General features: G+C 41.0%; 22 protein-coding genes. 11 read left to right on the forward strand and 11 right to left on the reverse strand.

All coding sequences use genetic code 11. From position 1 onward, the window contains the following. Positions 1 to 70 precede the first annotated feature (70 nt). Positions 71 to 262 (forward strand): DUF2970 domain-containing protein, encoded by a 192-nt coding sequence (locus ACVCDT_RS09315; RefSeq protein WP_447132497.1) that lies wholly within the window; start codon positions 71 to 73, stop codon positions 260 to 262. Positions 263 to 325: 63 nt separating this feature from the next. Here ACVCDT_RS09315 and ACVCDT_RS09320 read toward each other — a convergent pair whose 3' ends face one another. Then, on the reverse strand, positions 326 to 1018 hold the full coding sequence (locus ACVCDT_RS09320; protein WP_447132498.1) for a Crp/Fnr family transcriptional regulator: 693 nt from the start codon (positions 1016 to 1018) through the stop codon (positions 326 to 328). A gap of 88 nt (positions 1019 to 1106) precedes the next feature. On the opposite strand from ACVCDT_RS09320, the gene ACVCDT_RS09325 reads away from it, so the two are divergent. The 5 genes from ACVCDT_RS09325 (at position 1107) to nhaA (ending at position 10062) form a co-directional block, all read left to right on the forward strand. Beyond that, positions 1107 to 1859: a class II aldolase/adducin family protein gene (locus ACVCDT_RS09325; RefSeq protein WP_447132499.1), complete on the forward strand. Its 753-nt coding sequence runs from the start codon at positions 1107 to 1109 to the stop codon at positions 1857 to 1859. Positions 1860 to 1931: 72 nt separating this feature from the next. Continuing rightward, positions 1932 to 3059 (forward strand): 4-phosphoerythronate dehydrogenase, encoded by a 1128-nt coding sequence (locus ACVCDT_RS09330; protein ID WP_447132500.1) that lies wholly within the window; start codon positions 1932 to 1934, stop codon positions 3057 to 3059. Between the two features lie 46 nt (positions 3060 to 3105). Then, entirely contained in the window at positions 3106 to 4122 is a 1017-nt protein-coding gene (locus tag ACVCDT_RS09335) for an aspartate-semialdehyde dehydrogenase (RefSeq protein WP_447132501.1), read from the forward strand. Between the two features lie 405 nt (positions 4123 to 4527). Next, positions 4528 to 8004 carry a FimV/HubP family polar landmark protein gene (locus tag ACVCDT_RS09340; protein ID WP_447132502.1) on the forward strand — a complete coding sequence of 1159 codons (3477 nt, stop codon included), beginning with the start codon at positions 4528 to 4530 and terminating at the stop codon, positions 8002 to 8004. Positions 8005 to 8847: 843 nt separating this feature from the next. Beyond that, the gene (gene nhaA / locus ACVCDT_RS09345; RefSeq protein ID WP_447132503.1) at positions 8848 to 10062 is read left to right on the forward strand and encodes a Na+/H+ antiporter NhaA; all 1215 of its coding nucleotides are present in this window, start codon (positions 8848 to 8850) and stop codon (positions 10060 to 10062) included. Between the two features lie 117 nt (positions 10063 to 10179). On the opposite strand, the gene ACVCDT_RS09350 is transcribed toward nhaA, so the two are convergent. The 3 genes from ACVCDT_RS09350 to ACVCDT_RS09360 form a co-directional block, all read right to left on the reverse strand. Then, entirely contained in the window at positions 10180 to 10902 is a 723-nt protein-coding gene (locus ACVCDT_RS09350) for a DUF481 domain-containing protein (RefSeq protein ID WP_447132504.1), read from the reverse strand. Between the two features lie 76 nt (positions 10903 to 10978). Further along, positions 10979 to 11770, reverse strand: coding sequence for a DUF481 domain-containing protein (locus ACVCDT_RS09355; protein WP_447132505.1), 792 nt, complete (start codon positions 11768 to 11770; stop codon positions 10979 to 10981). Between the two features lie 121 nt (positions 11771 to 11891). Beyond that, positions 11892 to 12734, reverse strand: coding sequence for an HDOD domain-containing protein (locus tag ACVCDT_RS09360; RefSeq protein WP_447132506.1), 843 nt, complete (start codon positions 12732 to 12734; stop codon positions 11892 to 11894). 171 nt (positions 12735 to 12905) lie between these two features. Between ACVCDT_RS09360 and ACVCDT_RS09365 the strand changes: the two genes are divergently transcribed. Continuing rightward, positions 12906 to 13817, forward strand: a complete 912-nt coding sequence (locus ACVCDT_RS09365; protein ID WP_447132507.1) for an alpha/beta fold hydrolase — start codon at positions 12906 to 12908, stop codon at positions 13815 to 13817. 16 nt (positions 13818 to 13833) lie between these two features. Here ACVCDT_RS09365 and ACVCDT_RS09370 read toward each other — a convergent pair whose 3' ends face one another. The 7 genes from ACVCDT_RS09370 to ampD form a co-directional block, all read right to left on the reverse strand. Beyond that, complete coding sequence (locus tag ACVCDT_RS09370) at positions 13834 to 14097, reverse strand: DUF1289 domain-containing protein (RefSeq protein ID WP_447132508.1); 264 nt, start codon at positions 14095 to 14097, stop codon at positions 13834 to 13836. A 124-nt stretch (positions 14098 to 14221) separates the two neighbouring features. Continuing rightward, a complete protein-coding gene (lpdA, locus tag ACVCDT_RS09375) occupies positions 14222 to 15643 on the reverse strand; it encodes a dihydrolipoyl dehydrogenase (protein ID WP_447132509.1) in 1422 nt (473 codons plus the stop codon). Between the two features lie 124 nt (positions 15644 to 15767). Then, the gene (gene aceF, locus ACVCDT_RS09380) at positions 15768 to 17435 is read right to left on the reverse strand and encodes a dihydrolipoyllysine-residue acetyltransferase (RefSeq protein WP_447132510.1); all 1668 of its coding nucleotides are present in this window, start codon (positions 17433 to 17435) and stop codon (positions 15768 to 15770) included. A 26-nt stretch (positions 17436 to 17461) separates the two neighbouring features. Next, positions 17462 to 20140 (reverse strand): pyruvate dehydrogenase (acetyl-transferring), homodimeric type, encoded by a 2679-nt coding sequence (gene aceE, locus ACVCDT_RS09385; protein ID WP_447132511.1) that lies wholly within the window; start codon positions 20138 to 20140, stop codon positions 17462 to 17464. A 124-nt stretch (positions 20141 to 20264) separates the two neighbouring features. Beyond that, complete coding sequence (pdhR, locus tag ACVCDT_RS09390; protein ID WP_447132512.1) at positions 20265 to 21017, reverse strand: pyruvate dehydrogenase complex transcriptional repressor PdhR; 753 nt, start codon at positions 21015 to 21017, stop codon at positions 20265 to 20267. Between the two features lie 189 nt (positions 21018 to 21206). After that, positions 21207 to 22031 carry a beta-lactamase regulator AmpE gene (gene ampE, locus ACVCDT_RS09395; RefSeq protein WP_447132513.1) on the reverse strand — a complete coding sequence of 275 codons (825 nt, stop codon included), beginning with the start codon at positions 22029 to 22031 and terminating at the stop codon, positions 21207 to 21209. Positions 22032 to 22061: 30 nt separating this feature from the next. Beyond that, positions 22062 to 22607, reverse strand: coding sequence for a 1,6-anhydro-N-acetylmuramyl-L-alanine amidase AmpD (gene ampD / locus ACVCDT_RS09400; RefSeq protein WP_447132514.1), 546 nt, complete (start codon positions 22605 to 22607; stop codon positions 22062 to 22064). Between the two features lie 107 nt (positions 22608 to 22714). Here ampD and ACVCDT_RS09405 point away from each other — a divergent pair, with 107 nt between their 5' ends. From ACVCDT_RS09405 to ACVCDT_RS09420, 4 genes are all read left to right on the forward strand, one after another. Then, the gene (locus tag ACVCDT_RS09405) at positions 22715 to 23218 is read left to right on the forward strand and encodes a retropepsin-like aspartic protease family protein (RefSeq protein ID WP_447132515.1); all 504 of its coding nucleotides are present in this window, start codon (positions 22715 to 22717) and stop codon (positions 23216 to 23218) included. Positions 23219 to 23248: 30 nt separating this feature from the next. After that, complete coding sequence (nadC, locus tag ACVCDT_RS09410; RefSeq protein ID WP_447132516.1) at positions 23249 to 24097, forward strand: carboxylating nicotinate-nucleotide diphosphorylase; 849 nt, start codon at positions 23249 to 23251, stop codon at positions 24095 to 24097. 203 nt (positions 24098 to 24300) lie between these two features. Then, positions 24301 to 24726 carry a pilin gene (locus tag ACVCDT_RS09415; RefSeq protein ID WP_447132517.1) on the forward strand — a complete coding sequence of 142 codons (426 nt, stop codon included), beginning with the start codon at positions 24301 to 24303 and terminating at the stop codon, positions 24724 to 24726. A gap of 74 nt (positions 24727 to 24800) precedes the next feature. Continuing rightward, positions 24801 to 26009: a type II secretion system F family protein gene (locus ACVCDT_RS09420; RefSeq protein WP_447132518.1), complete on the forward strand. Its 1209-nt coding sequence runs from the start codon at positions 24801 to 24803 to the stop codon at positions 26007 to 26009. The last annotated feature ends 102 nt before the right edge of the window (positions 26010 to 26111 follow it).

The following is a 26111-nucleotide window of genomic DNA, read 5'->3' on the forward strand; positions in this document are numbered from 1 at the left end:
GTAAAAATCTAAAAGCCAGCTTATGCTGGCTTTTTTTATTGGCTGTTAGCTTTACCTAATGGATAGTGCAATGAGCAAAACTAAAACTAATTTATGGCAAGTGTTTAAAAGTGTGGCCGCCAGCGTTTTAGGTGTGCAAAGCCAAGCTAATTATAAAAGTGATTTTGAACAACCCTCATTTGTACCTTTTGTTATTGTTGGGGTGTTATTTGTGTTGGCGTTTATTGCAACTCTAGTTTTGATTGTTAATTGGGTGCTTTGAAGTAACAAAATTAAGCCTTAGCACCTCCCAATATTTTACAGGTTATTTATACCGTTAAATGCCTTATATCCGTGCTAACGCCATTAACCTATGGTTATCGAGTATTTGTATGCTGGCGTACCCTAACTTAACTATTTGTGCTTGCTGTAATTCTTGTAGAACTTTGTTAACACTTTGCCGTGAGCTTTGCAGTAGCTGCGCTAAAGTATCTTGAGAAATATGTAACTTGGCGTGATCCTCTGTGGGGTGTTGTTCCTCTAAACCTTGCTGCATTAGGCTTAACCTACTACACAATTGTCCTTTTAACGATAAGCTTCCGTTCCCATCAATTAAGTTAAAGGTGGCTCGCACTCGCTGACAAAGCAATTTGCTTATGTACAAAGCGTCTTGTGCTCGAGCAAAAAAAAGATGATTAAAAGTTTGACTATCTATGGTCAAAATAGTGGAGGCTTCTTCTGCATGGGCGTCGTGAGTGCGAGGTAAATTATCAATTAAAGAAATTTCGCCAAACCAATGTCCAGGGGGGATCCAGGTTAATACTAACTCTTTGCCATCATTCGAATAATTGCTTACTCGAATTCTTCCAGTTAACACACAATAAAAGTCTTCCGCTCGATCATTTTTTTGATGCAACATTTGACCGCTGGCTAACGATTTTATTTTACTTTTGCTTAATAACGAATCGGCAAGCTCACTAGGTAAACCGGCATACCAGGGGTTTTGCAGTAGTATTGAACGGCAAAGGTGTTTTTGCATAATCTTTCCAATTGTCAACTAGGCGACAGTTTGAGCCGGTCGAGTTAGCTTATCTTAATAGTGATTAAACCACTACTAAGGTATTTACATGCAGTCAGTTAAACATTTGGTTAGCGAACAAGAATGGCAAATGCGCGTGGATCTTGCCGCCTGTTATCGAGCTGTGGCTATGTTTGGGTGGGATGATTTAGTTTTTACCCATATTTCGGCTCGCGTGCCAGGGGATGAGGCGCATTTTTTAATTAATCCATACGGTTTAATGTTTGAAGAGGTCACCGCGTCTAGCTTGGTCAAAATTGACCTGCATGGCAATAAAGTCATGGACTCAGATTACGCAATTAACCCTGCGGGTTTTACTATTCACAGTGCGGTACATGAAGCAAGACATGATGCACATTGTGTTATCCATTTGCATACTGTGGCAGGAATAGCGGTGTCAGCCAGTGAACAAGGCTTGTTGCCTTTAAGTCAACAATCGTTATTCCCTTTGTCCTCATTGTCGTACCACGATTATGAAGGAGTCGCATTGGATCCAGATGAAAAAACACGCCTAGTCAATGACTTAGGCCAAACCCACTTTATGATTTTGCGTAATCATGGGCTGCTAACCTGTGCCCATACTATCGCCGATGCATTTTTATATATGTATTTGCTCGAAACAGCCTGCCAAATCCAATTAAAAGCCCAAGCTAGCGGGCAAAAGTTGCTACCAATAGACTCTGCAATCTTGGCCGGAATTCAAAGCCAAGCAGAACAAGTCACACGCTCAGCCGGAGGGTTGCTAGCATGGCCAGGTATTTTACGTAAATTAGATAGGGTTAATCCAGGTTATCAAAACTAGTTGACTGGCTTACGTAGCTAAGAGGGGGGCTGGCATGGCATAATAACCAAAACTTTTAAGCCCCTATAAAACATGAAAATTTATTACGAAGATAGCATGCCTTATGCCGCTGAATTTTTTGCTGAGTTGGGCGAATGTCAGGTATTTAATCATAAAACGGTTAATTCGAGCATGTTGGCAGATGCTGATGTACTTTTGGTTCGCTCTACCACTAAAGTTAATGCAGATCTTATAGAGCACTGTCAGCAATTGAAATGGGTAGCGACCGCAACGGCAGGTACAGATCATATTGATCGCGCCTATCTAGCTAGCCGCAATATCCCATTTTATTCAGCAGGGGGCTGTAATGCTGTGGCTGTGGCTGAATATGTACTCAGTGCTTTGATGGTCATGGGGCAGCGCTTAAGTTGGCAGTGGCCAGAAAAAACAGTGGGCATAGTAGGTGCAGGGTACGTAGGCACTGCACTGGCAAATATTTTAGGCAAATTAAATATTCCCTATAAATTATGTGATCCACCTTTAGCAAAAAGTGGTGATAGTAGAGACTTTGTTGAGTTAGAGCAGATTTTACAATGTGACTTGATCAGCTTGCATGTACCTTTGATTAAAGACGGCCCCTATGCCACTGAGAATATGTTTGATAGCGCTGTGTTAAACCAATTAAATCAGCAACAAGTTTTAATTAACGCCTGTAGAGGCGAAGTGTTAGATAACGATGCAGCCTTGGCCTTAGCAAAACAAAAATTAGGGCCGCAGTTAGTGTTAGATGTGTGGGAGAACGAACCTAAGATTAATCTTGAATTACTTAAATATACTGCACTAGCCACCGCCCATATAGCAGGGCATACCATTGAAGGTAAAGCCCGCGGCACAGAAATGTTATATTCAGCTCTGTGTAAATTTTTGGCTAAACCTGCTACTAAAACTCTACAGCAATATTTACCAAAGGCTAAGTCTATTGCTTTAGACACTCTTGCGACTCAAGATTTTTGGCAAGTATTCCCTGAGTTAGTCTTAGCTGTCTATGATATTAGTGAAGATGACCGCCATTTTAGAGCAAATATGCTTAGTGCAGAGCAGTTTAGATATATCCGAAAACACTATCCTATAAGAAGAGAGTTTTCTTCAATCACGCTAAATACTGGTAATTTTTCTGATTCAAAGGCACTCTATCAACTAGGATTTTTGCCTGCTAACTAGCGGCTTATTTACACATTTATTTTAATTTTTTAGGAGTAATTACACCATGTCTCGGGCCTTTGATGTCGCAGTGTTGGGCGCTACTGGATTAGTAGGACAACATATGATTGAAATTCTTGAACAAAGGGATTTTCCAATCAACAACCTTTACCCTTTAGCCAGTGAACGTTCTGCCGGTGGTAAAGTGACCTTTAAGGGTAAAGAAGTGACAGTGCTGAATGCCGATGAATTTGATTGGAGCACAGTGCAAATTGGCTTTTTCTCTGCAGGAGGAAGTGTTTCTGAAAAGTTTGCCCCTTTAGCTGCAGAAGCAGGGTGCGTGGTGATCGACAATACTTCGCAATTTAGATACGAAGCTGATATCCCTTTAGTGGTACCAGAAGTGAATCCTCAGGCTATTGCTGGGTTTAGAAACCGCAATATCATAGCTAATCCTAATTGCTCTACTATTCAGATGATGGTTGCGCTAAAACCGATTCACGATGCAGTGGGTATTGAGCGAATTAACGTATCCACCTATCAGTCGGTTTCTGGTGCGGGTAAAGAAGCCATGGACGAGTTAGCACATCAAACTGCAGCACTGTTAAGTGCTAAAGAAGTCAAAACTCAAGCCTTTAGTCGCCAAATTGCTTTTAATGTGATCCCGCAAATTGATGTGTTTATGGATAATGACTACACCAAAGAAGAAATGAAAATGGTGTGGGAAACCAAAAAAATTATGGGTGACGACAGTATACTAGTAAACGCCACAGCCGTACGAGTACCGGTTTTTTATGGTCATGGTGAAGCTATCCACCTTGAAACGCGTGCACCTATTGATGCCGAAGACGTTAAAGACTTATTGGCTAATGCACCTGGTGTAGTACTGCATCGCGAACGCGAGGACTTTCCTACTCAAGTCAGCAGCGCTAGTGGCAACGATGACACTCATGTTGGTAGAGTGAGAAACGACATTTCACACCCTAATGGGATCAATATGTGGGTGGTGTCAGACAATGTGCGTAAAGGCGCGGCCACTAATAGTGTACAAATTGCCGAAGTCTTGATCCGCGATTACCTTTAACCTCCTTATAAAATAAGGCCTATTTAATACTTGGTGTTAAGTAGGCCTCCCTCATGTTCTGGCATTTATTGCCGATAAAACAGCAAAGCTGTCAACTCGTTGACTAACCTTGATTGAATTCAGTGTAGAACTAGCCTCTGACTGGTATTGATTCTAGATCAAACAAGTCTTCTAGTTTATAGTTGAGTAACAAATTACGTTCTCAATTCAAACTTGGAATACGAATTGCTTCTGCGTATTAATGCTAATTAAAAATGTCAAAAAAATGGCAAGATTAGTAGGACTTTACTCGTTATTTTGTAGAATAAAAAAGTGATCAGACAGCCGTTTGCCTGACTGTCTAGATTGACGTGTTGATTGCATAACGTATTTTTGACGTTGGTGTTTTTGGGGAAAAGGAACCATATGAATTTGCGAATGAAAGCAGTACAGCTTCTTCTATTGCTTAGTTTTATAACTGCTGTTCATGCTGCTGATTTTCAACAGGTTCAAATTCGTGGCCCTAAAAATGATGCCGACCAGCTTTCGGGTGTAGTTTACGGACCTATTGAGTCGTCTGATACTCTGTGGCAAATCGCCTCTCGCTACCGCCAAAATAACGATCTAACTATATATCAGGTTATGCAAGCTATTTACGAGCTTAACCCTGATGCATTCGAACGTAATAATCTTAACTTAATGAAAGACGGGGCAATTCTTCAGCTCCCTTCAGAACGCTATATTGCCAGAGTTGACCCTAAACAAGCGCAAAGAAATGCCGAGCGTGCAGATCAAGCATTAAAGTCAGGGGGAGCGGATTCTCCCGAACAGTCTGTGGCAACAGTGGCAGCCTTAGACCAAACCAAAAACTTAATAGAACAAAAGCTGGGGGCAATAGATGAGGCACAAAATCGCCAGTTTATGGAGATTAGGAAACAATTTGCCGAATCTATTAATGATGTTCAAAGTATCTTAACTGAAAATCAAAAACTATTTGAACGACTCGACAAAGTTAATCAAGACATCGATCAAATGCGGGCACAAGAAGAGATTAAAGCCCAACAAATGAATCAAATGGGTGAAAGCATTGAAGAACTGCTTAAAAAATCCCGTTTGGAAGAAGCCGAAAAAGCCGCAGCGGCAAAAGCATCCGCGCAATCTTGGTTAGATAACCCCGTAGTACTCATTTTGTTATTTACACTACCGGTTTTATTGGTGCTGGCCGCCTTTGCTATTTGGATGATTAAGCGCAAAGACGCCTCATCGGCAAATACTGATCCAGACGAAGAAGAAGATTTAACGCTAGATCCATTAACTGCAGAAATGGATGATTTATCTGATGCGCTAAGCGCTGAACTTGCAGGTGAAGAAGGGCAAGATTCAAAAGGCGATGATTTATTTGAAGATGAAGATTTGCTTGATGATGTGCTTGCAGAAGAGCTAGAAGAGTCACTGGATGAAGCGCTAGATGAAGCCTTAGATGAAAGTGTAGATGACTCGCTGGTCGAAGATTTAGATGCTTTTGATGATTTAGGTGATGAAGTTCTAGATGACGCCTTAGATGACGAATTTGAAGTGGGCGCCGATGTAGTAGAACAAGACGACTTAGATAGTTTATTTGAAGAAGAAGATGATTTATTAGCTGAAGTAGAAGAAACCGTTGATGAGCTACCTACTTCAGATGAGTCCTTAGATGAAGTGCTAGATGAGGTAGAAGAAGCGCTTGAGCAAGAAAGTGCTGAAGATCTACAAGAACAGACGGAAACAGAAGAACTAGAAGAAGATCTAGCTGAAAGCTCTGATGAATTAGATGAAGAAATAGCAGATTTAGAAGAAACAGAAGAAACAGAAGAAACAGAAGAAACAGAAGAAACAGAAGAAACAGAAGAAGCAGAAGAAACAGAAGAAGCAGAAGAAACAGCAGAAACAGCAGAAACAGCAGAGCAAAGCCCTCCATCAGCGCCAAGCGAAGATGATGAGATTGAAGATGAATCTTTATTAGCTGAAGTTGCAGATGAACCAGAAGTGGTCATACAGGCGGTGGATGATGACGAAGAAGAGCCACCTGAAATAAGCATAGATGAGTTAATTGGCGAAGATGTAACTAAAACCCCAGAAAATCCGGTGGTGGATGATTCGCAAGGGATAAATGAAGAAATTTTACAAAACCTAGATCAAGAGATTTCAGCGCAAAATGAAGAATTAGACAAAGTTACAGGCAGTTTGATTGATGAGTTGGAACAAATCGAACAAATGCAATCTATGTTGCCTGACGAAGATGAAAGTGACCTTGAAAATGAGGCCGAACCTCAACTAGATATTCAAAATTTAGACGGTTTAGAAGAAGAGCTTGATGAAGAGTTATTAGCTCAAGATGACTCTGAAGAAATGACTGATTCGCAAGAAGTGGATATTTCAGAAGTTTTAGATGAGCAAAGTTTCACAGAAGGTGAAGTCACTGAAGTTGAAACAGATCTAGAAGCTGAGCCTGAAGTTGAAGCTGAGCCAGAAGTAGAATCTGAGCCAGAAGTAGAATCTGAGCCAGAAATCGAAGATGAGCCAGAAATCGAAGATGAGCCAGAAATCGAAGATGAGCCAGAAATCGAAGATGAGCCAGAAATCGAAGATGAGCCAGAAATCGAAGATGAGCCAGACATCGAAGATGAGCCAGAAATCGAAGATGAGCCAGAAATCGAAGATGAGCCAGAAATCGAAGATGAGCCAGAAATCGAAGATGAGCCAGAAATCGAAGATGAGCCAGAAATCGAAGATGAGCCAGAAGCCGAAGCAGAGCCAGAAGCCGAAGCTGAGCCTGAAGTTGAAGATGAGCCAGAAATCGAAGATGAGCCAGAAATCGAAGATGAGCCAGAAATCGAAGATGAGCCAGAAGTCGAAGCTGAGCCAGAAGTAGAATCTGAGCCAGAAGTAGAATCTGAGCCAGAAATCGAAAATGAGCCAGAAGTCGAAGCTGAGCCAGAAATAGATACTGGGTCAGAACCAGAAATTGAGTCAGACGATGATCTTGAGCAAGCCCTTGAAGCAGAGTTTTCAGAAGAGTTTGAGCAACCTGAATCGAATGACAATACTTTAGATGAAGATCAACTTGAAAAGGCCCTTGAAGATTTCGAAAACGAAGAACTAGACGAAGTGTTAGAAGATCTCACCTCAAATGAGAGTGCGTCTATCGATACTTTGGATGATCTAGAGTTTTCTGCCGATGATTTTATTGAAAAAGATAAAGACCACAAAGTCGCACCAAGTGACACAGACGAGTTAGACAACGACTTTGACGATAGTGAGTTAGAAAGTGCCTTAGACGAACTCGCGCCTGAAGAGTCAAGCCCAAGTAATAGTGAACTCGACGATATGCCGGGTCTAGGCGATTGGTTAGGTGATGATAACCAACAAAGTTCCAGCCTAGAGCAAGATACTGAAAGTTTAGATGAGCTTGAAGGAGCCAGTTTTGATGAGCTGTTAGAGTCTATCGATATAGAAGACGAAGACACTGAGCAAGTTGATGATTCTGGTTTAGATATTAATGCTTTATTAGATGGCTCTGAATTATCTGAAGAAAACCTAGATCCGTTAGACGACAATGAAGAAGATGACTTTTTAGACGTTGAATCTTTGCTAAACGAAAGTAACGATGCTGAGTCTGACGAAGACATAGAAAAAGCTTTAGATTTAGACATGCCACTTGAACCATTTGTTAGTGAGCAAGACGATTTGTCTATGGTTGATGTGGATGCAGACGATGGATTAGGTGCAAAACTGGATCTAGCCTTAGCCTATATTGAGATTGGCGAACAAGAGTCAGCCCAAGAGTTGTTAGATGAAATCATTGCCAAAGGTAACGACAAGCAAATCGCTGAAGCCAAAAAGATCCTAGAAGACCTAAACTAACAAATCTAACTTTAGGTTTGTTAGTTTGGTTAATGTTGAATTGCATAAGTCAGCATTCAAACTTTTTGTTGACCAATAGAAAGTGATTTTTGCCTTTTAGCAGATAGCGGTCATTGGGCTTGGCTTAAATTTAAAAGCACGCTTCGCGCATCATCCTTGATGTTTTTCACACAGAATCCCTTCTGTGTGACTTACTTTTTGTCTACAGCCACAAAAACTAAGGAAAAAAGGCCGCTCTACGCAATGCTCTTCATCCACTTATTTACTGCTTTTTGCAGGTCGTAATAAATCGCTCCAGGCGAACTATTACTCAATCGCCCATCCCGGCGATTGCCCTGCAAAAAGCACCAAATAAGTGGCGAGCTTCGAGTCGAGGGTAAATCAAAAGAAAAAAGCATCGGCTTTGCCGATAAAAGCTTGTTTTTAGTGGCTCCGCCACTGTTACCCGCCTTTAAAGTTTCAGCAAAAAATGGCTTATTTTAAGGGCAAATGGCAGGACGCCATTTGAGCGAAATCTGGAGGGACTCATTATTTCGCGACCTTAAAATAAGCCATTTTTTGCGGTTAAGAACTTTAAGCGGCGGCGGCATCTTTTTGGTTACTTTATTCTTTGCTGTTGAAGAAAAAGTAACTGGCTCGAAGGGATTCGAGACATAAACAATCAGGGATGATTGCGCGAAGCGTGCTTTTAAATTTAAGCCAAGTGCAACGACCGCTTTCTCAGTAAAGTGATCATCAACACAAATAAAAAAAATTACGAAATTTAATTATTTTCTTTGCTCTAGTATATATTTGATGTGTAATCGTTTTACCGTATTTAGCTTAACCAAATTGTTGTGACTTATGAATGATGAAACTTCGCCACTAGATAAATTTAGCCGTAGCATTCAGCGCTTTATTCATTTTGAAAGCGCTGGCGGTATTATGTTAATTGCCGCCACAATATTAGCCATGCTTTTAAAGAATTCTGACTTTTCGTCACTCTATACGGCTTTTTTGAACCTAGAGGGACAAATAAGGTTAAGTTCACTTAATATAGAAAAACCGCTTTTTTTATGGGTTAACGATGGCTGGATGGCGATCTTTTTCTTTGTGGTTGGCTTAGAAATTAAGCATGAATTAATGCATGGGCATTTATCCGATCGCTCCCAATTAATTTTGCCTTTAGCTGGTGCTATTGGTGGTGTGGCTGTGCCAGCCTTAGTTTACCTGTCGTTAAACTGGCAAGATCCTACTGGTATTAAAGGCTGGGCCGTGCCTACTGCTACCGATATCGCTTTTGCCCTTGGGGTGTTAGCGGCTGTAGGCAGTCGAGTGCCTGTTGCACTAAAAGTATTTTTAATGACTTTGGCAATATTAGATGACCTTATAGCCATAGTGATTATTGCGCTTTTTTATACCTCTGGGCTGTCTGTTACATCGTTAATTGCCGCCGGGTTAATAGTTGGCCTAATGCTGACCTTAAAATATTTTAAAGTTAAAAGTGCTTTTCCATTTATGATGCTAGGGGCCATTTTGTGGGTATGCGTATTAAAGTCGGGCGTACATGCAACATTAGCCGGAGTGCTAACCGCATTTTTCATTTCTACCACTCCTAGTGAAGGGCAAAGTAAATCACCTGCTAAGTCTTTAATCGAAGATCTTCATCCTTGGCTTGTGTTTGTGATTTTACCGGTATTTGCTTTAGTTAATGCCGGAATCTCCTTTGATGGTCTACAATTTTCTAACTTGTTAAACCCTGTGCCTTTAGGTATCACCCTAGGACTATTTTTAGGAAAACCAATAGGTGTGATGTTTTGTGCAGGCCTAGTTGTATTAACTGGGCTTGCTCGTTTACCCAAAGATGTGACTTGGATGAGTTTGTTAGGCGTGGCCGTGCTTTGTGGGGTGGGTTTCACCATGAGTTTGTTTATAGGCGGGTTAGCATTTGCAGAAGGTGGAGCAGGGTATGCTCGAATTGATAGACTAGGTATTTTAGTTGGCTCTGCATTAAGTGCAATATTGGGTTATTTACTGTTAATAATGTCAACTAAGGATAAAAAACAATCAAGCTTTTAAATTTAGTTGGCATCATATTTTTTTTGTCACACTATCTTTGTGGCTAACTCTAGCTAAATAGTCAAAACCGGCAAGAATGTTTGCCGGTTTTAATTATTCTAAACCAAATAAAAGCTTTTAGAAAAAGCTATACACTAAAGTAACTGCTGTTTGTGTATCGAGGTTTTCTCTGGTGTCTGCTACATCTGAGTTATGGTCTAAAATCAAAGACACTTTTAAGGATAAGCCTTCGGTGATAGTGGCAGAAACAGAGCTTTCTGATTTTGACTTAGTATTGTCGTTACCCACTTCTGTACTAAGTAATTGTTTGAACTGTGCGTTGTCAGATATTTTCCACTGATAATCTAATGCTGCACGTACAATAAGCCCATTTTGTTCTTCACCGTCTTTAGTTTCACTAAACGCATAACCAGGACCAATACTGTAATTAAATTTACTTTTCTCGTCTTCCCATAACTTATGTGACCAACCAGCGGCGAGTGTGGCTTGGTAATTATAACTGCTAAACTTATCATCTTCGTACGAAGCAAATCCAAACAATCTATGGTCAGGGTTTTTTAACTTATAGTTAGCTTGACCCGACATAAAGTATTTTTGTGCTGTGGTTTGTTCAACATTGTTGATTTCGTCTTTTTTGTATAAAGCTTCAACTATGTAGTCGTTACTCCATTGAGTCAGCTCTTGGTGCGCGGATAATTTACCTTTAACTGAGGTGGTTTCGGTGTTACCCGTGGTGGCAATATAGCCAAATTCACCATCCATTGAAAAAGGCTTCACTTCTTTGGCAGCATATACATTGCTCGCGGCACATAACCCGATTAGTACAAATGATAATTTCATGTGGATATCCTTTTTTGGTAAAGAGTAATATTAAGGTTAATGCTGTCTTAAAGTTGATTCAGTCAGACTCAGTTGCTCAAAAAAATTGATAAACTAAGGTGACTGCTGCTTCTGTATCTAAAGCTTCATTGTCTTCACTGGCACCTGTGTCGTGATTTAACACAAAGCTAAGTTTCATGGCTAAGGCGCCTGTGATACGAGTTGATAACGAGGTTTCAGATTTGGTTTTGGTAAATTCTTGATCGGCTTCTGTGCTTAGAAATTGCCTGAAAGTCGCATGTTCAGAAAACTTACGTTTGTACTCCATTGCGGCTCTTACTATTAGTCCGCTTTGGTCTTCATTAGTGTTGTCTTTTTCTGCCTCAGAAATGCCAAACCCTGGGCCTACACTGTACTTTAATTCACTTTCACTATCATGCCACAACCTAGATGACCAACCTGCAGCAAAAGCGGCTTGGTACTTATAGCCACTAAAACGATTGTTTTCGTATTCGCTATATATAAATAACCTATCGTCAGGGTGGCTAAGTTTAAAATCTATTTGGCTAGATAAAAACACTTTTTGGGCTGAAGTAGTATTTTCAGTGATCCCATCTACTTTGGTTTCACTTTGTTTATACAAACCATCGCCTATGATTTGGTAGCTCCAAGATTGTAACTCTTGGCTGGCATTAATTTTGGCGGTAATAGTGGAGGTATTGGTATTGCCGCTGGCTAACAAAAAGCCAAACTCACCAATCATCGAAAGTTCATCTTCTTCATCAAAGTCAGGCTTATTGGCCATATACAATGAGCGCATAATATTTTGTTTGGCAAAACAATTGAGTGGTAGCAATCCCACAATAATTAACAACCAATATTTTGACATACGCCTGATAAACTTAAGTCCTGGAAAAAAGATGGCCGATTATAACGAAAGTGATAAAGGTTTTGCACAGCAAAGCCAATAATTGTCAGAAATAATCTGCTTTTGTGTGGAAAAACTAAGGTCAGAGTTTGGGGCTCATGATGCTTAACACGGCATGGGCTTCCATAGAGGCAAATTTAATTGCGTCTTGTAGATCTTCTTGTTCGATTTTCAAATAGTTTAAAACCAGAGGGGTGACTAGTTGACTGGTGGAATACAGCTTATCCTCGGCCATGGCAATACCGGCACGCACAGCCGTGTAAATAATGGCCACATCTTTGTCTTCTAAAGCTTGGTTTTCATTATGTAAATTTAATACAGGCAAGTGCAGTTGACTGGGTAAATGCCAAAACTCTAATAACTTGGCACTACAGATTGCATAGTTAAAGCCTAAAACTTGTTGTTGTAACTTCCAGGGGGAGGTTTTTTCATCGTATTGGCTGCATTTAATTGCCATATCTGGGGCTTGTACGGCCACCAGTAATTCGCCAATATTATGTAATAATCCTAATAAGAAAAACCTTTCACTGCCACGAACTCGAACAATTTTGGCTAAGTGTTTAGCCACTAAAGCCGCATAAATGCTTTGCAACCAAAACCGTTTTAAATCAATAACATCGCTACTAAAATGTTCAAAAGCTGAACTGGCGGTTTCTGCCATTACTAGGTTGTATAAGGCTTCACCACCTATGATATTAATGGCTTTAGGTAGCGAGTCTATTTGTGACTCAAATCTAAATAAAGGACTGTTGGCTAACTTAAGTAATTTAGAGCTTAAAGATGGATCTAAAGCAATCAATTTGCCTATGTCTTCTAAATCAGACTGACCATCATCTAACATCGACCTAATGCGCACGCAAATTTCTGGTAGGGCAAAAGATTCACTGGCAACACGGGCAATATCCACTGGGTGTAATGATGACATAATCTAGTTTCTTAACCTCAATTGCATGCATTATAAACGTCAACAGCAATAAATGAGAGTGTCTTTTTTATACTCTTTAGGAATGAGTATTAAAATTGGCAATTTATTACTGGTTAATTTTAATCGATTGCAGTTAGGATAGTTTATGCCTAAACAGTTATGTATATTTTTATGCAACCAATTGATTATACGCCAGAAAAAATCGTCCAAAGCAATGGGATAAAAATTAATTACGATAGTTTTGGGGATCCTAGTAATCCGCCTGTTGTGTTAATAATGGGCTTAGCCACACAGATGATATTTTGGCATCAGGACTTTTGTCGATTATTAGCAAGCTTAGGATTTTGGGTAATAAGGTTTGACAATCGAGACGTTGGAAAAAGCGCTTGGTTAACAGATTACCCGTCTAGCACTATTTGGCAGTTTATTGCTAAACAAGTTTTCAAGCGTCGCATAAAACCTGCCTATCATTTAAAAGACATGGCCAAAGATACACTTGGCTTGTTAGATGCACTTGGCATTGCTAAATGTCATTTGGTTGGGGCATCTATGGGCGGAATGATTGCCCAAATTGTTGCCATTGAGGCGCCAGAAAGGTTGTATAGCCTAACCTCTATTATGTCTACAACAGGTAGCAGAAGCTTGCCAAAACCTGCCATGGGATTTTTATTATCTCTTTTAACTCGCCCCCCTAAAAAACCTCAACAACAACTTAGTCATGGCCTAAAGCTATATAAAATGTTGCATGGTAATCACTTTGTATTTCATCAGAAAAGCATAGAGACCTTAATTGAACAATCTATTTCAAGAGGGGTTAATTTAGCCGGCAACAACAGGCAATTTGCAGCCATTTTAGCCGCACCAGATAGAACTACAGCACTGCAAAAAGTTAGTTTACCCACTTTAGTTATTCACGGGGAAAATGATCCTCTTATATCGGTAGAAGCAGGGCATGCTACTGCCGATGCCATTGCCGGTTCAAAACTTAAAACCTTTAAAGGAATGGGGCACACTATACCTACAGAGTTAAACCATGAGATCTGTCAGCTTATCGCTAGTCATTGCAAGTTGGCACAAAACTAAAGGATTAAGATGCTTATTAATTATTGTCGTTTAGCTTGGGATCGAGTAGATCAAGTTGACTGGAGTTTTGTTTCACTTTGTTAGGCGGTGTTTTTCGTTTGGCACGCTTTTTACGTATGGCACAGGCTTTGATAATTTTACTTTGTACATCTTGCTCTAATTTAATCCAATGTAACCTTTCTTCTCTTGAACGAAAACAGCCGACACAATAGCCTTTAGGGCCAGATTGGCAGACCCCAATACAGGGACTAGTGATGTCGAAAATTTCAATTTGCTTCAAGTTGGCCTCAATGGGGTATAGGTCGCCCGCAGCTAATTTAGCAAAAAATTAGATAAATATTTAGTCTGTTAAATTTTAGGCAAAAAAAAGGGCCTTTGAAGGCCCTTTTTCGAAAAACGCTAAATTACTTTTTCTTAGCCTTAGGGTTTGGCAAGTCAGTAATGCTTCCTTCGTAAATTTCAGCGGCTAAACCAATAGACTCATTTAGGGTAGGGTGTGCATGAATGGTTAACGCGATGTCTTCGGCATCAGCTCCCATTTCAATGGCTAGACCTATTTCACCTAACATTTCGCCAGCATTGATTCCGACTATGGCACCACCAATTACACGGTGTGAGTCTTTATCAAATATTAACTTAGTCATACCTTCTGTACGTGCTGAAGCAATAGCACGGCCTGAAGCAGCCCAAGGGAAAGTTGCAGACTCATATTTAATGCCTTGCTCTTTTGCTTCTTTTTCAGTTAACCCAACCCATGCCATTTCTGGATCGGTGTAAGCAACAGAAGGAATACACTTAGGATCGAAGAAGTGTTTCTTACCAGCAATGACTTCTGCTGCAACATGACCTTCATGTACAGCTTTGTGAGCAAGCATTGGTTGACCAACTAAATCACCAATAGCAAAAATGTTAGACACATTAGTACGAAGCTGCTTATCAACATTGATAAAGCCACGCTCATCTACTTTAACGCCCGCTTTTTCTGCATCAACTAAACTGCCATTTGGACGACGACCTACAGCAACTAATACTTTGTCATATTTAACTGGCTCTGCAGGTGCTTGCTTGCCTTCAAAAGATACATATAAGCCATCTTTTTTCGCTTCAACGCCTGTAACTTTGGTTTCTAACATTACGTTAAATTTGTCTTTAACATACTTCTGATAGATTTTAACCACGTCTTTATCAGCGGCAGGCACTAATTGGTCTAAAAATTCCACAACATCAATTTGTGAACCTAAAGCGCGGTACACTGTACCCATCTCAAGTCCGATAATGCCGCCACCAAGTACCAACATTTTCTCTGGAATGTCAGCCATTTCTAGGGCGCCAGTAGAATCTATAACACGCGGATCATCTTGAGGAATAAAAGGTAAGCTGACCGGTTCAGAGCCTGCAGCAATAATCGCGTTTTCAAAGTTAATGGTTGTTTTACCGTCTTTGCCTTCTACTTCTAAGGTGTTGCTACCAGTAAACTTGCCGTAACCTTGCACGTGTTTAACTTTACGCATTTTAGCCATGCCAGATAAGCCTTTGGTTAGTTGACTAACCACACTATCTTTCCAACCGCGAACTTTATCTAAATCGATTTTAGGTTCGCCAAAAGTCACCCCATGACCAGCCATTTCTTTAGCATCGTCAATGACTTTGGCTACATGCAATAAGGCTTTAGAAGGAATACAGCCTACATTCAAACAAACGCCACCCAGGGTATCGCGAGCATCGACTATCACTGTTTCTATGCCTAAATCAGCAGCACGAAACGCCGCAGAGTATCCACCCGGGCCTGCACCTAACACTACCAATTGCGTTTTTATTTCGCTCATTTTAAACCTCAAATTTTGTTATTTTCCGCCGTTGTTAACCTTAGTAGACCTAACAACAGCTTGTTATAAATTTTATCTCGTCCATTTAAAATAAAGAGGTAACAGTTCACTGCTACCTCTTGTTTTAAAGAATTATTCTGCGTAAATCAGTTAAATTTGCCGCGACTTCAGTAGAGAACCTTGCACCTACTGCGCCGTCTATCACACGATGATCATAAGATAAACTTAAGGGTACCATCAAGCGCGGGATAAATTCAGTGCCGTTCCACTTAGGTTTCATCTCTGATTTAGAAACGCCTAATATAGCAACTTCAGGCGCATTCACAATAGGTGTGAAGGCAGTACCGCCAATTCCACCTAAACTAGAAATGGTAAAGGTGCCACCTTGCATATCAGCAGCTTTTAATTTTCCTTCTCTAGCTTTTCCAGAAATTTCGATTAATTCTTGCGAAAGTTGCTCAATACCTTTTTTATTGACATCACGAATAACAGGAACAACTAAGCCGCCTGGTGTTTCTACCGCTATACCTATATTGATGTATTTTTTTAATACTAAGCTTTCGCCATCGTCAGACAACGAAGAATTAAAAGTAGGGTATTTCTCTAAGGCTTTGGCCACAGCTTTCATGACAAACACTAAAGGCGTGATTTTTAAGCCAGATTTAATTTTAGCATGATAGGCATTTTGCTCTTTACGGAAGTTTTCAACTTCTGTGATATCAGCTTCATCAAACTGAGTAACATGTGGAATCGTCGCCCAGTTGCGATGTAAGAAAGGTCCAGATATTTTTTGAATACGGCTTAATGCTTGTATTTCTACTTCACCAAATTTGGCATGGTCAACAGGTTTAACAGGCACAATATTTAACACATTATCTGCCGAGCCAGCACCAGCACCACCTGAGCGAGGTTTAGCCAGCTCTGCTTTTACATAAGCCTGAACATCTTCTTTAAGAATGCGGTTTTTAGGACCCGAGCCTGATACTTGAGTTAAATCAACCCCAAACTCACGGGCAATGCGGCGAACCGACGGCGAAGCGTGAGCCTTGCCATTACTCGGAGCCGGAGCAGGGGGCACAGGTGCCGCTTTAGCTTGGCTCGCAACTTTTTGAGGTGCTGCTGCCGGTTTTTCCTCGGCTTTAGCTGGTGCTTCGCTAGGTGCTTGAGTGTCGGAGTCCGAACTACCAGCAGTTTCTAGCTTAATTACTACAGTGCCTTGTTTTACTTTATCGCCCGTAGCAATAAAGACTTCTTTAACTGTGCCAGCATGAGTAGAAGGTACGTCCATGGTGGCTTTGTCAGTTTCTAGTGTGATCAGTCCATCTTCTTGCTCAATAACGTCGCCAATAGACACTAATACATCTATAACATCAACTTCGCCATCTTCACCAATGTCTGGTACTGCCACTTCAATGATTTCACTGGCACCGCTAGACTTGGCTGCAGGTTCTGGTTGGGCTGCAGGCTCAGGAGCTGCTGCTTGTGGTTGAGCTTCGGCTTCTGGTTGTGCTTCTGCTGGCTTGTCAGTTTCAGTGTTGTCACTGCTACTGGCCTGAGCAGATTTTATTTCACCGATCACATCCCCTTCTTTTATCTTGTCGCCAACTGCCACAGATAAGCTGGCTAATTCACCAGCAAAAGGGGCAGGAATATCCATAGAGGCTTTGTCGGTTTCTACCGTCACTATGCCTTCATCGGCTTCAAGGTTGTCGCCAACTGCCACACATATTTCTATTACTTCTACTTCTTCGCCACCAACATCTGGGACTAGAATTTTTTGCAAATCAGACATGAATAAGATTCCTTATCTAGCCACTATTAGGCGTAAAGTGGGTTAAGTTTGTCTGTGTTAATGTCAAAGCGCTTAATGGCTTCGGCAACCAATTTTTTATCTACGTCACCCCTTTGGGACAACTCGTATAGCGAAGCAACCACTATATAAGCAGCGTTTACTTCAAAGTGAGTACGTAAATTTGCACGGCTATCACTGCGACCAAAGCCATCTGTACCTAAACAACGATATTCAGTATCGATGAAGGCACGAACCTGATCAGAGTAGGCTTTCACATAATCTGTTGCTGCAATGGCAGGGCCTGCTTCTTTAGTGATCACTTGGCCAATATAGGCAGTTTTGCTTTCACTTTCTGGGTTAAGCATATTCCAACGAGCCACAGCTTGACCATCCCGAGCCAATTCATTAAACGAAGTTACCGAATACACATCTGAAGAGACTTTATAGTCTTCGCTGAGTATTTGTGCCGCTTTACGCACTTCATTTAAAATGGTGCCTGAGCCCATAAGTTGTACATTAGACTTGGCTTTGCCTTTGGTTTCTACTCGTTCAAGTTTGTAGATGCCTTTGATGATTTGATCAGCAATTTTGTCATCTTCTGGCATAGCAGGGTGCTGATAGTTTTCATTCATTAGCGTCAAGTAATAAAAAACGTTTTCGTTTTCTTTATACATACGACGTAAACCGTCTTGAATAATAACAGCAACTTCATAGCCGTAGGTTGGATCATAAGTAACACAGTTCGGAATTAAGTTAGCTTGAACGTGCGAGTGTCCATCTTGGTGTTGTAAACCTTCACCATTCAAAGTGGTACGCCCAGCCGTGGCACCTAATAAGAAACCGCGCGCTTGGCTATCGCCAGCCGCCCAGGCTAAATCACCCACTCGTTGGAATCCAAACATTGAGTAATAGATATAAAACGGAATGGTGGTGGCGTTACAGGTTGAATAAGAGGTACCAGAAGCTACCCATGATGCCATAGCGCCTAGTTCATTGATGCCTTCCTGTAATACCTGGCCTTTTTTATCTTCACGATAATAAGCAACTTGGTCAGCATCTTGAGGTACATATTTTTGCCCTTCGTTGGCATATATGCCTACTTGGCGAAACAAACCTTCCATGCCAAAAGTACGCGCTTCATCTGGGATAATTGGAACAACGCGCTTACCGATCTTCTTATCTTTTAATAAGGCATTTAATACACGCACAAAGGTCATGGTAGAAGAGACTTCTCTTTCACCTGAGCCTTTAAGTATGGCGTCGAACGCTTTTAGTTCCGGTACTTCAAGTTGCTCATCAGCTTGCTCGCGGCGCTGCGGTAAAGTGCCACCTAGAGCTTCGCGACGGGCTTTCATGTACTGGTATTCTTCGCTGTCTTCAGCAAACTTAAAGTAAGGTAAGTCAGCAATGGCTTCATCTGCAACAGGAATATTAAAGCGGTCACGGAATTTTTTAATAGACTCTACATCCATTTTTTTCACGTTGTGCGCGATATTTAAAGCTTCGCCTGAAGCACCTAAACCAAAGCCTTTTACGGTTTTGGCTAAAATAACTGTAGGTCTACCTTTGGTATCCATGGCTTTTTGATAGGCCGCAAATACTTTCACTGGATCGTGGCCACCACGGTTTAAGCGATAAATGTCTTCATCAGACATATTGGCAACCAAGGCAGCGGTTTCTGGGTATTTATTAAAGAAGTTTTCACGGGTATATTTGCCGCCTTTGGCTTTACAGTTTTGGTATTCACCGTCAACTGTTTCGCTCATAAGTTGCAATAATTTACCTGAGGTATCGCGCGCAATTAGGGCATCCCAGTAGCTTCCCCAAATCACTTTAACCACTTCCCATCCGGCACCACGGAAAGTTCCTTCAAGTTCTTGGATAATTTTACCGTTACCACGAACTGGCCCATCAAGGCGTTGTAAGTTACAGTTGATGACAAAAGTTAGGTTGTCTAAACCTTCACGCGATGCAAGACCAATTGCACCTAATGATTCTGGCTCATCGCACTCACCATCTCCCATGTAACAGTAAACACGCTGACCTGAACAATCTTTAATGCCACGGTTAGTTAAATACTTCAAAAAACGTGCGGTGTAGATGGCTTGTAAAGGACCTAACCCCATAGAAACAGTAGGGAATTGCCAGTAATCTTTCATTAAATGCGGATGAGGATAAGAAGATAAACCTTGGCCATCACATTCTTGACGGAAGTTATTTAACTGCTCTTCAGTTAAGTTGCCTTCTAAGAAAGAACGCGCGTAGATTCCTGGAGAGATGTGCCCCTGAGAAAAGATAAAGTCCCCGCCATCCTTGTCTGAAGGCGCTTTGAAAAAGTGGTTAAAGCCCACATCATATAACATGGCTGAAGAAGCAAAACTGCCGATGTGGCCGCCCAACTCTAAATCTTTTTTAGAGGCGCGTAATACAATCATTAAGGCATTCCAACGAATGGCAGCACGAATACGGGCTTCCATTGATTGATCACCAGGCATAGTAGGCTCTTGCGCTACCGGAATGGTATTGATGTAGGCAGTGGTCGCATCATAAGGTAAGTGGGCTCCACTGCGTCTAGCTTTATCAATAAGTGTTTCTAATAAAAAGTGAGCACGTTCAACGCCTTCTTCTTCTAACACTGTTTCAAGAGAATCTAACCACTCTTGGGTTTCTTGTGGATCCACATCCGGATGCATCATATTAGCCATGGTGCTTTCCTTATTTTTGTTTGCTTTTATGGGAACCTATCGAATCTCTACCTTTAGGTATAAATGAGCTCAATAAGCTGTCTGGTATTTTAATCAGCTAAAATTAGCCTTAGCTTTTAAATACTTAATTTACTTCAATTCTGCGCAATGCACGCTGCATACGCATGTCTTGTCGATTTATGTTTAATAACGTTTCTTCAATATAGGCTAAGTGTTCGTTGCTCGCTTGACGGGCCTGTTCTGGATCTCGCGCGAGAATAGCTTTGACTATATTTTGCCTTTGACGATTAATATTGTTTCCGGCATCTGGGTGTTTTGCCAACACTTCTAAGTTGCGTTGAATATTATCTTGCAACATAGACTGTAGACTGCGCATAACATGCTGTAAAACCATGTTGTGTGCAGCATTTGCCATAGTTAGATAAAAATTAACTAATGCAGCGGCTTCTTGCCTTTTATCTTGCTGACTCTCACTTTGCGGAAGGGCGTTTAACGCTTCTTGCAAGGCTTGATAGTCGTCAGGTTGCCCCCTAAGCGCTGCATAATAGGCCGCCATGCCTTCTAATGCGTGTCGAAACTCTAACAAGTCAAATTGCATTTCTGGTTTTTCAGATAACAGCATTAATAAGGGGTCGGTGAGTAGCTCGTTTAAACGCGGTTTTACAAAAGTGCCGCCGCCTTGCTTGCGTTCAACTAAATTTTTGGTTTCTAACTTTTGAATGGCTTCGCGTACCGACGGGCGAGATACCGCAAATTGTTCAGCTAAAGTGCGTTCAGATGGAAGCTTTTGTCCAGCCAATAATCGACCATCTAACATCATGGACTCTAATTGTTCCATTATATCATCGGATAATTTTCTGGATTGCACATGGCGCATTCTGAGCTTCCGCTTAGTTAAAAAATAGTCAAAGTGGTAAAATGGTAATACCAATTAGCCAGATAGCTTAGTAGACATTTGCTAAGAGGTAAATATTAATTTTACTAAAGTTGTGCTTTTTGCGGAGGCGAAAGAGCAAAAAGCCCAGAATAACTGGGCTTGAAAGAAGGTGGTGTGTGGTAAGACCTGTTAGTTGATCCAACCTGAAAGGGTCAAAATTGCAATAACCACTAACAACAAAAGCACATTTCGTTTGGCTAAACGTACTAAAGTGCAAGGCTCTTCCGTGCAATCTTGTTGGTCAGGTTCGACTTCTTCAGCTTGTTTTGACACAGCCAATAACAAGGTTTTGGCCGAGACTGACGGATCAGGGAAATAGTTAAGCCAACTAGAAAATGCCCGTGAAAAATGTCCAACTAACAAAAATCCTAAAGCGGTAATCCTTACTGGTACCCAATCTAAAATATGTAAGACACTGTTAATTTGTGCATTAGCCTGAGCATTATCATCTGGCAATTTACTGGCTAACTCCCTGACTAACACATATAACACAGCTCCTGCGGCCCCAAACACGGCAAACCATAAAATTACGGCTGTGTAGTGACGGTAATTTTGCCATACCAAGTTAAGGCCAAAAGAATAGTTGTCTTGATCGGATTCGGTAATTTGCTGTTCATATAATCCACAGGCGGTTAAGTCACCTCTGTTAGCCGCTTGTAAAAAACATTTGTAAGTTTCACGAATCGCTGGGCAACCAATGCATACCATTAAAATAGCGGTACTTAACAATAATTCTATTAGCCCCCCAGAAAACTTTTGTACTAGTAAGTACACCAAGAATACTGGCACTAAGGTGAGTACTATGACTAACCAAGAAGACGACTTGGCATTAAACCAACCTCTGGACTCAATCCCACTTATATATTTATCTACATAGAAGCTCGCTTGCCAATATTGATTTTGGGTACTGACGCGTTCTAGAAATAAGACCAGCAACAAGCTGATTAGTGTCATGGTGTTTTCTCTTTAAGTTAATCTTACAAGTTATAACATTTGGCGAAATCTAGCCCAATCAAATGCCACCCCAGGATCGGTTTTTCGTCCTGGCGCAATATCATTGTGGCCAACAATACGCCCGATAGTAATCTTTGGATACTGGCTTGTCAGTAGTTTTGTCACCTCAGAAAGGCTTTGATATTGTGCATCTGTGTATGGAATATGGTCTGTGCCTTCTAATTCAATGCCAATTGAATAGTCGTTACAAGCAGCCACACCTTGAAAACTAGATACTCCAGCATGCCAAGCTCGTTTGTCAAAAGGAACAAATTGCAGCACCTCTCCATTTCGTTTAATTAAACAATGAGCCGATACCCGCATTTGGTAAATGCTAGTAAAATATGGGTCTAGCTTGGGATCTAAGCAACCAGTAAAAAAAGATTCAATAAAGTCACCGCCAAATTGGTTGGGTGGCAAGGAAATATTATGAATAACCAGCAAGGATATGTTGTCGGAATTGCTTCTGTCATCACAATGGGTAGTAGGACAAAACCTAGCTTGAGTTAACATTGCGTGTTTAATTGCGTTGCTCATAGGCAAAACTTGGATATAAAGAAGCTTAAAATATGATGCATTATTGTTATGATAGCGACTTCAAAATAAAGATAAGTGATTCTATTTTATGGGGAATAATTAAGGCAATGCAACAGAATAAAATGGGAAAAACCATGTTAGTCATTGCTTGGGTTATTGGATTAGCAATGTTGACCACGTTATTTGACGAACAACTAGCAAATCAATTTAATCCTAATTCCACTCCCATTTCGTCAGTTAATCAAGGTATTCAAGAAGTTAAACTTAAACAGAATCGAGCCGGACATTATGTTACTGGTGGGGCGATTAACGGCCAACCTGTGGTGTTTTTGCTGGATACTGGAGCTACCCATGTTTCTGTGCCTATGCATTTGGCCGAGCAACTAAACCTAAAATTAGGGCAAAGATTTTGGGTGCAAACCGCTAATGGACGGGTGCAAGTGGCACAAACTAACATAGAACGGCTTGCCATTGGTGATATTCAATTAACCGATGTCAAAGCAAATTTAAATCCAGGTTTTAAAGATAATGAAATTCTATTGGGCATGAGTGCCTTAAAACAATTAGAATTTAGTCAAAAAGGCCAGTGGCTAATATTACGAAATTTATAGGTTGAGTTTTACCTCAAGTAAAGAGAGATTATGCATAATAAAGATATACAAAAAGCCGTAGAAATCGCGCTAGCAGAAGATTTAAATGGCCTTGATGCCGAACAAGGCGACATTACCGCTAACTTGATCCCCGCATCTCAACAAGTAGAAGCCGATATTATTACCCGTGAACCATGTGTACTAGCCGGTGCTGCTTGGGTAACCGAAACCTTTAAGCAACTTAGCCCAGATATCCAGTTAGATTGGCATGCCCAAGATGGCGACGAATTAAAAGCAAATGATAAAATTGTCACGTTAAATGGCAATGCGCGCTATATATTAACTGGCGAACGCACTGCGCTAAATTTTTTACAAACTCTGTCAGGCACTGCTACTACAGTTGCAAAGTGTGTACGAGAGCTAGCTGGTTCGAAGACTCAGTTATTGGACACCCGTAAAACCCTACCTGGTATGCGTTTAGCTCAAAAGTATGCGGTTGCCTGTGGCGGCGGCAAAAATCATAGAATGGGTTTATACGACGCCTACTTGATTAAAGAAAACCATATTTTAGCCTGTGGCTCTATTTTAAATGCAGTCAAACAAGCACGTGAATACTATTCGCATCTACCAGTAGAAGTGGAAGTTGAAACTATAGAAGAATTACATCAAGCAATAGAAGCAAAAGCCGATATAGTGATGCTTGATAATTTTAGCCTTGATATGTTGCAACAAGCTGTAGCGATTAATAAAGGGCAATGTAAGTTAGAAGTGTCGGGCAATATAACCATAGAAAGGCTAAAAGCGTTATCTGCATTAGGAGTAGATTACATTTCTTCTGGGGCTTTGACCAAACACCTACAGGCAATAGATTTGTCTTTGCGTGTTAGACGTACATATTAACCTAACGCCCTAGTTGTTTTTTAAGTAATGACAGGCTATTGGTTATTGGGGTGGTAAGGCTAAGACTTAGGTATGTTTCTACATACTTGTCAGATGCATAAGTCGTTCTATACTGAACAGGAATTCAAAACAACGCCCTAATCCGGCAACTAAGCGTGAAACTTTAACTTAAATTTACACACTAATGTGTAGGAGAAAAAACCATGAACATGACTCAACTAAACAATGCTAAAAAACAAGGCGGCTTCACATTAATCGAATTGATGATTGTTGTGGCTATTATCGGTATTTTGGCAGCCATTGCGTTACCAGCTTACCAGTCTTACACTGAAAAAGCGCGTTTTACTGAAGTAACTAACGGTACTTCAGCTGCGAAAACAGCGGTAGAAATCTGTGTGCAAATGGGCAATGCTCTTGCAGATTGTGATGGCGGTGCAAATGGCATCCCAGCTAACATCACAGCAGGCGCAGGTATTGTAGGTGTATCTACTGCTGACGGTGTGATTGTAGGTACTAAACCTTCTGATTCAACTATTACAGGTGCAGGTACCTTTACCTTGACTCCAACTGTACAAGCAAGTGGCAACATCACTTGGGCTACAGCTTGTGTTCCAACTACTCTGTGCTAGTTAAATAGTTATTCAATTACAGGCCCGGACTCTCCGGGCTTTTTTGATTCTACATTAAGGCAGGTATTCTCATTATGGCAGCAACTCCTACAGTTTTTGTGTATAGCGGCTCGAATCGACAAGGGCAGATTGTCAAAGGCGAAATTTCAGCCATGTCAATTGTCGAGGCCAAAAATCAACTTCGGCGCCAGGGAATATCCGCTAAAAAAGTAAAAAAATTAGCCACTCCGTTATTTGGTGGCGGTGAAAATATTAAGCCGGTAGACATTGCTTTAGTGTCTAGGCAAATCGCTACTATGCTGAGTGCGGGTGTCACACTAATCCAAACTTTGGATATGATCGCAACTGGGCATGCCAATCGAAAAATGCGCAAAATGTTAAGTGAAATAGGTGCCAGCGTGAGTGCGGGTAATCCGCTGTCGGCAACCCTTAGGCAGCATCCAGACCATTTTGATGATTTATATTGTGATTTAGTGGAAACCGGTGAGCAATCTGGCGCTTTAGAAACTATTTATGATCGTATAGCTATTTATAAAGAAAAAGCCGAAGCGCTAAAATCAAAAATTAAAAAAGCCATGTTTTACCCAATAGCGGTAATAGTCGTAGCCTTTATTGTGACGACTATATTGTTGATTTTTGTGGTGCCACAATTTGAAGAGATTTTTTCTAGTTTTGGGGCTGAACTGCCAGCCTTTACTCAGTTTGTATTAGGCATTTCGCGCTTAATGCAAGATTATGGTTTGATCATGGGCGGGGTGGTGGTTGCGGCAGGCATGCTGTTTGCTCGAGCTCACAAAAAATCCTTAAAGCTAAGGGATTCAGTGGATGCCAAAATACTAAAAATTCCAGTCATTGGTGAAATTCTTAAAAAAGCCTCAGTGGCGCGTTTTACTCGTACCTTATCTACCACTTTTGCTGCAGGTGTACCACTGATTGGGGCATTAGACTCTGCAGCGGGCGCGGCTGGAAATGCGGTGTTTCGAGATGCCATTTTATTTGTCAAAAAAGAAGTGTCTGGGGGGATCCCCATGAATGTGGCCATGCGTTCCACTGCGGTATTCCCCGAAATGGTGGTACAAATGATTGCCATAGGTGAAGAAGCTGGAGCCGTAGACGAAATGTTAGGCAAAGTAGCAAGCATTTATGAAGCTGAAGTAGATGATATGGTGGACGGCCTAACTAGCTTACTAGAGCCTATGATCATGGCGGTATTAGGCGTGGTAATTGGTGGCTTGATTGTTGCGATGTATTTACCCATTTTTGAAATGGGTAATGTGGTCTAATTTACTTCGTTTTTTATTGTTTTTTTCATAGCTAATCACACTATCATGGCTTGCCAGTTAAAAATCTGGCAAGCTTAAGCAATAGATACAGCTTCCAGCAAA

The organism is Paraglaciecola aestuariivivens, assembly GCF_052983255.1.

Coding starts and splice junctions, on each gene's coding strand:
- ACVCDT_RS09315 (WP_447132497.1), top strand. CDS start 71: ATGAGCAAAACTAAAACTAATTTATGGCAAGTGTTTAAAAGTGTGGCC.
- ACVCDT_RS09320 (WP_447132498.1), bottom strand. CDS start 1,018: ATGCAAAAACACCTTTGCCGTTCAATACTACTGCAAAACCCCTGGTAT.
- ACVCDT_RS09325 (WP_447132499.1), top strand. CDS start 1,107: ATGCAGTCAGTTAAACATTTGGTTAGCGAACAAGAATGGCAAATGCGC.
- ACVCDT_RS09330 (WP_447132500.1), top strand. CDS start 1,932: ATGAAAATTTATTACGAAGATAGCATGCCTTATGCCGCTGAATTTTTT.
- ACVCDT_RS09335 (WP_447132501.1), top strand. CDS start 3,106: ATGTCTCGGGCCTTTGATGTCGCAGTGTTGGGCGCTACTGGATTAGTA.
- ACVCDT_RS09340 (WP_447132502.1), top strand. CDS start 4,528: ATGAATTTGCGAATGAAAGCAGTACAGCTTCTTCTATTGCTTAGTTTT.
- nhaA (WP_447132503.1), top strand. CDS start 8,848: ATGAATGATGAAACTTCGCCACTAGATAAATTTAGCCGTAGCATTCAG.
- ACVCDT_RS09350 (WP_447132504.1), bottom strand. CDS start 10,902: ATGAAATTATCATTTGTACTAATCGGGTTATGTGCCGCGAGCAATGTA.
- ACVCDT_RS09355 (WP_447132505.1), bottom strand. CDS start 11,770: ATGTCAAAATATTGGTTGTTAATTATTGTGGGATTGCTACCACTCAAT.
- ACVCDT_RS09360 (WP_447132506.1), bottom strand. CDS start 12,734: ATGTCATCATTACACCCAGTGGATATTGCCCGTGTTGCCAGTGAATCT.
- ACVCDT_RS09365 (WP_447132507.1), top strand. CDS start 12,906: ATGCAACCAATTGATTATACGCCAGAAAAAATCGTCCAAAGCAATGGG.
- lpdA (WP_447132509.1), bottom strand. CDS start 15,643: ATGAGCGAAATAAAAACGCAATTGGTAGTGTTAGGTGCAGGCCCGGGT.
- aceF (WP_447132510.1), bottom strand. CDS start 17,435: ATGTCTGATTTGCAAAAAATTCTAGTCCCAGATGTTGGTGGCGAAGAA.
- aceE (WP_447132511.1), bottom strand. CDS start 20,140: ATGGCTAATATGATGCATCCGGATGTGGATCCACAAGAAACCCAAGAG.
- pdhR (WP_447132512.1), bottom strand. CDS start 21,017: ATGCGCCATGTGCAATCCAGAAAATTATCCGATGATATAATGGAACAA.
- ampE (WP_447132513.1), bottom strand. CDS start 22,031: ATGACACTAATCAGCTTGTTGCTGGTCTTATTTCTAGAACGCGTCAGT.
- ampD (WP_447132514.1), bottom strand. CDS start 22,607: ATGAGCAACGCAATTAAACACGCAATGTTAACTCAAGCTAGGTTTTGT.
- ACVCDT_RS09405 (WP_447132515.1), top strand. CDS start 22,715: ATGCAACAGAATAAAATGGGAAAAACCATGTTAGTCATTGCTTGGGTT.
- nadC (WP_447132516.1), top strand. CDS start 23,249: ATGCATAATAAAGATATACAAAAAGCCGTAGAAATCGCGCTAGCAGAA.
- ACVCDT_RS09415 (WP_447132517.1), top strand. CDS start 24,301: ATGAACATGACTCAACTAAACAATGCTAAAAAACAAGGCGGCTTCACA.
- ACVCDT_RS09420 (WP_447132518.1), top strand. CDS start 24,801: ATGGCAGCAACTCCTACAGTTTTTGTGTATAGCGGCTCGAATCGACAA.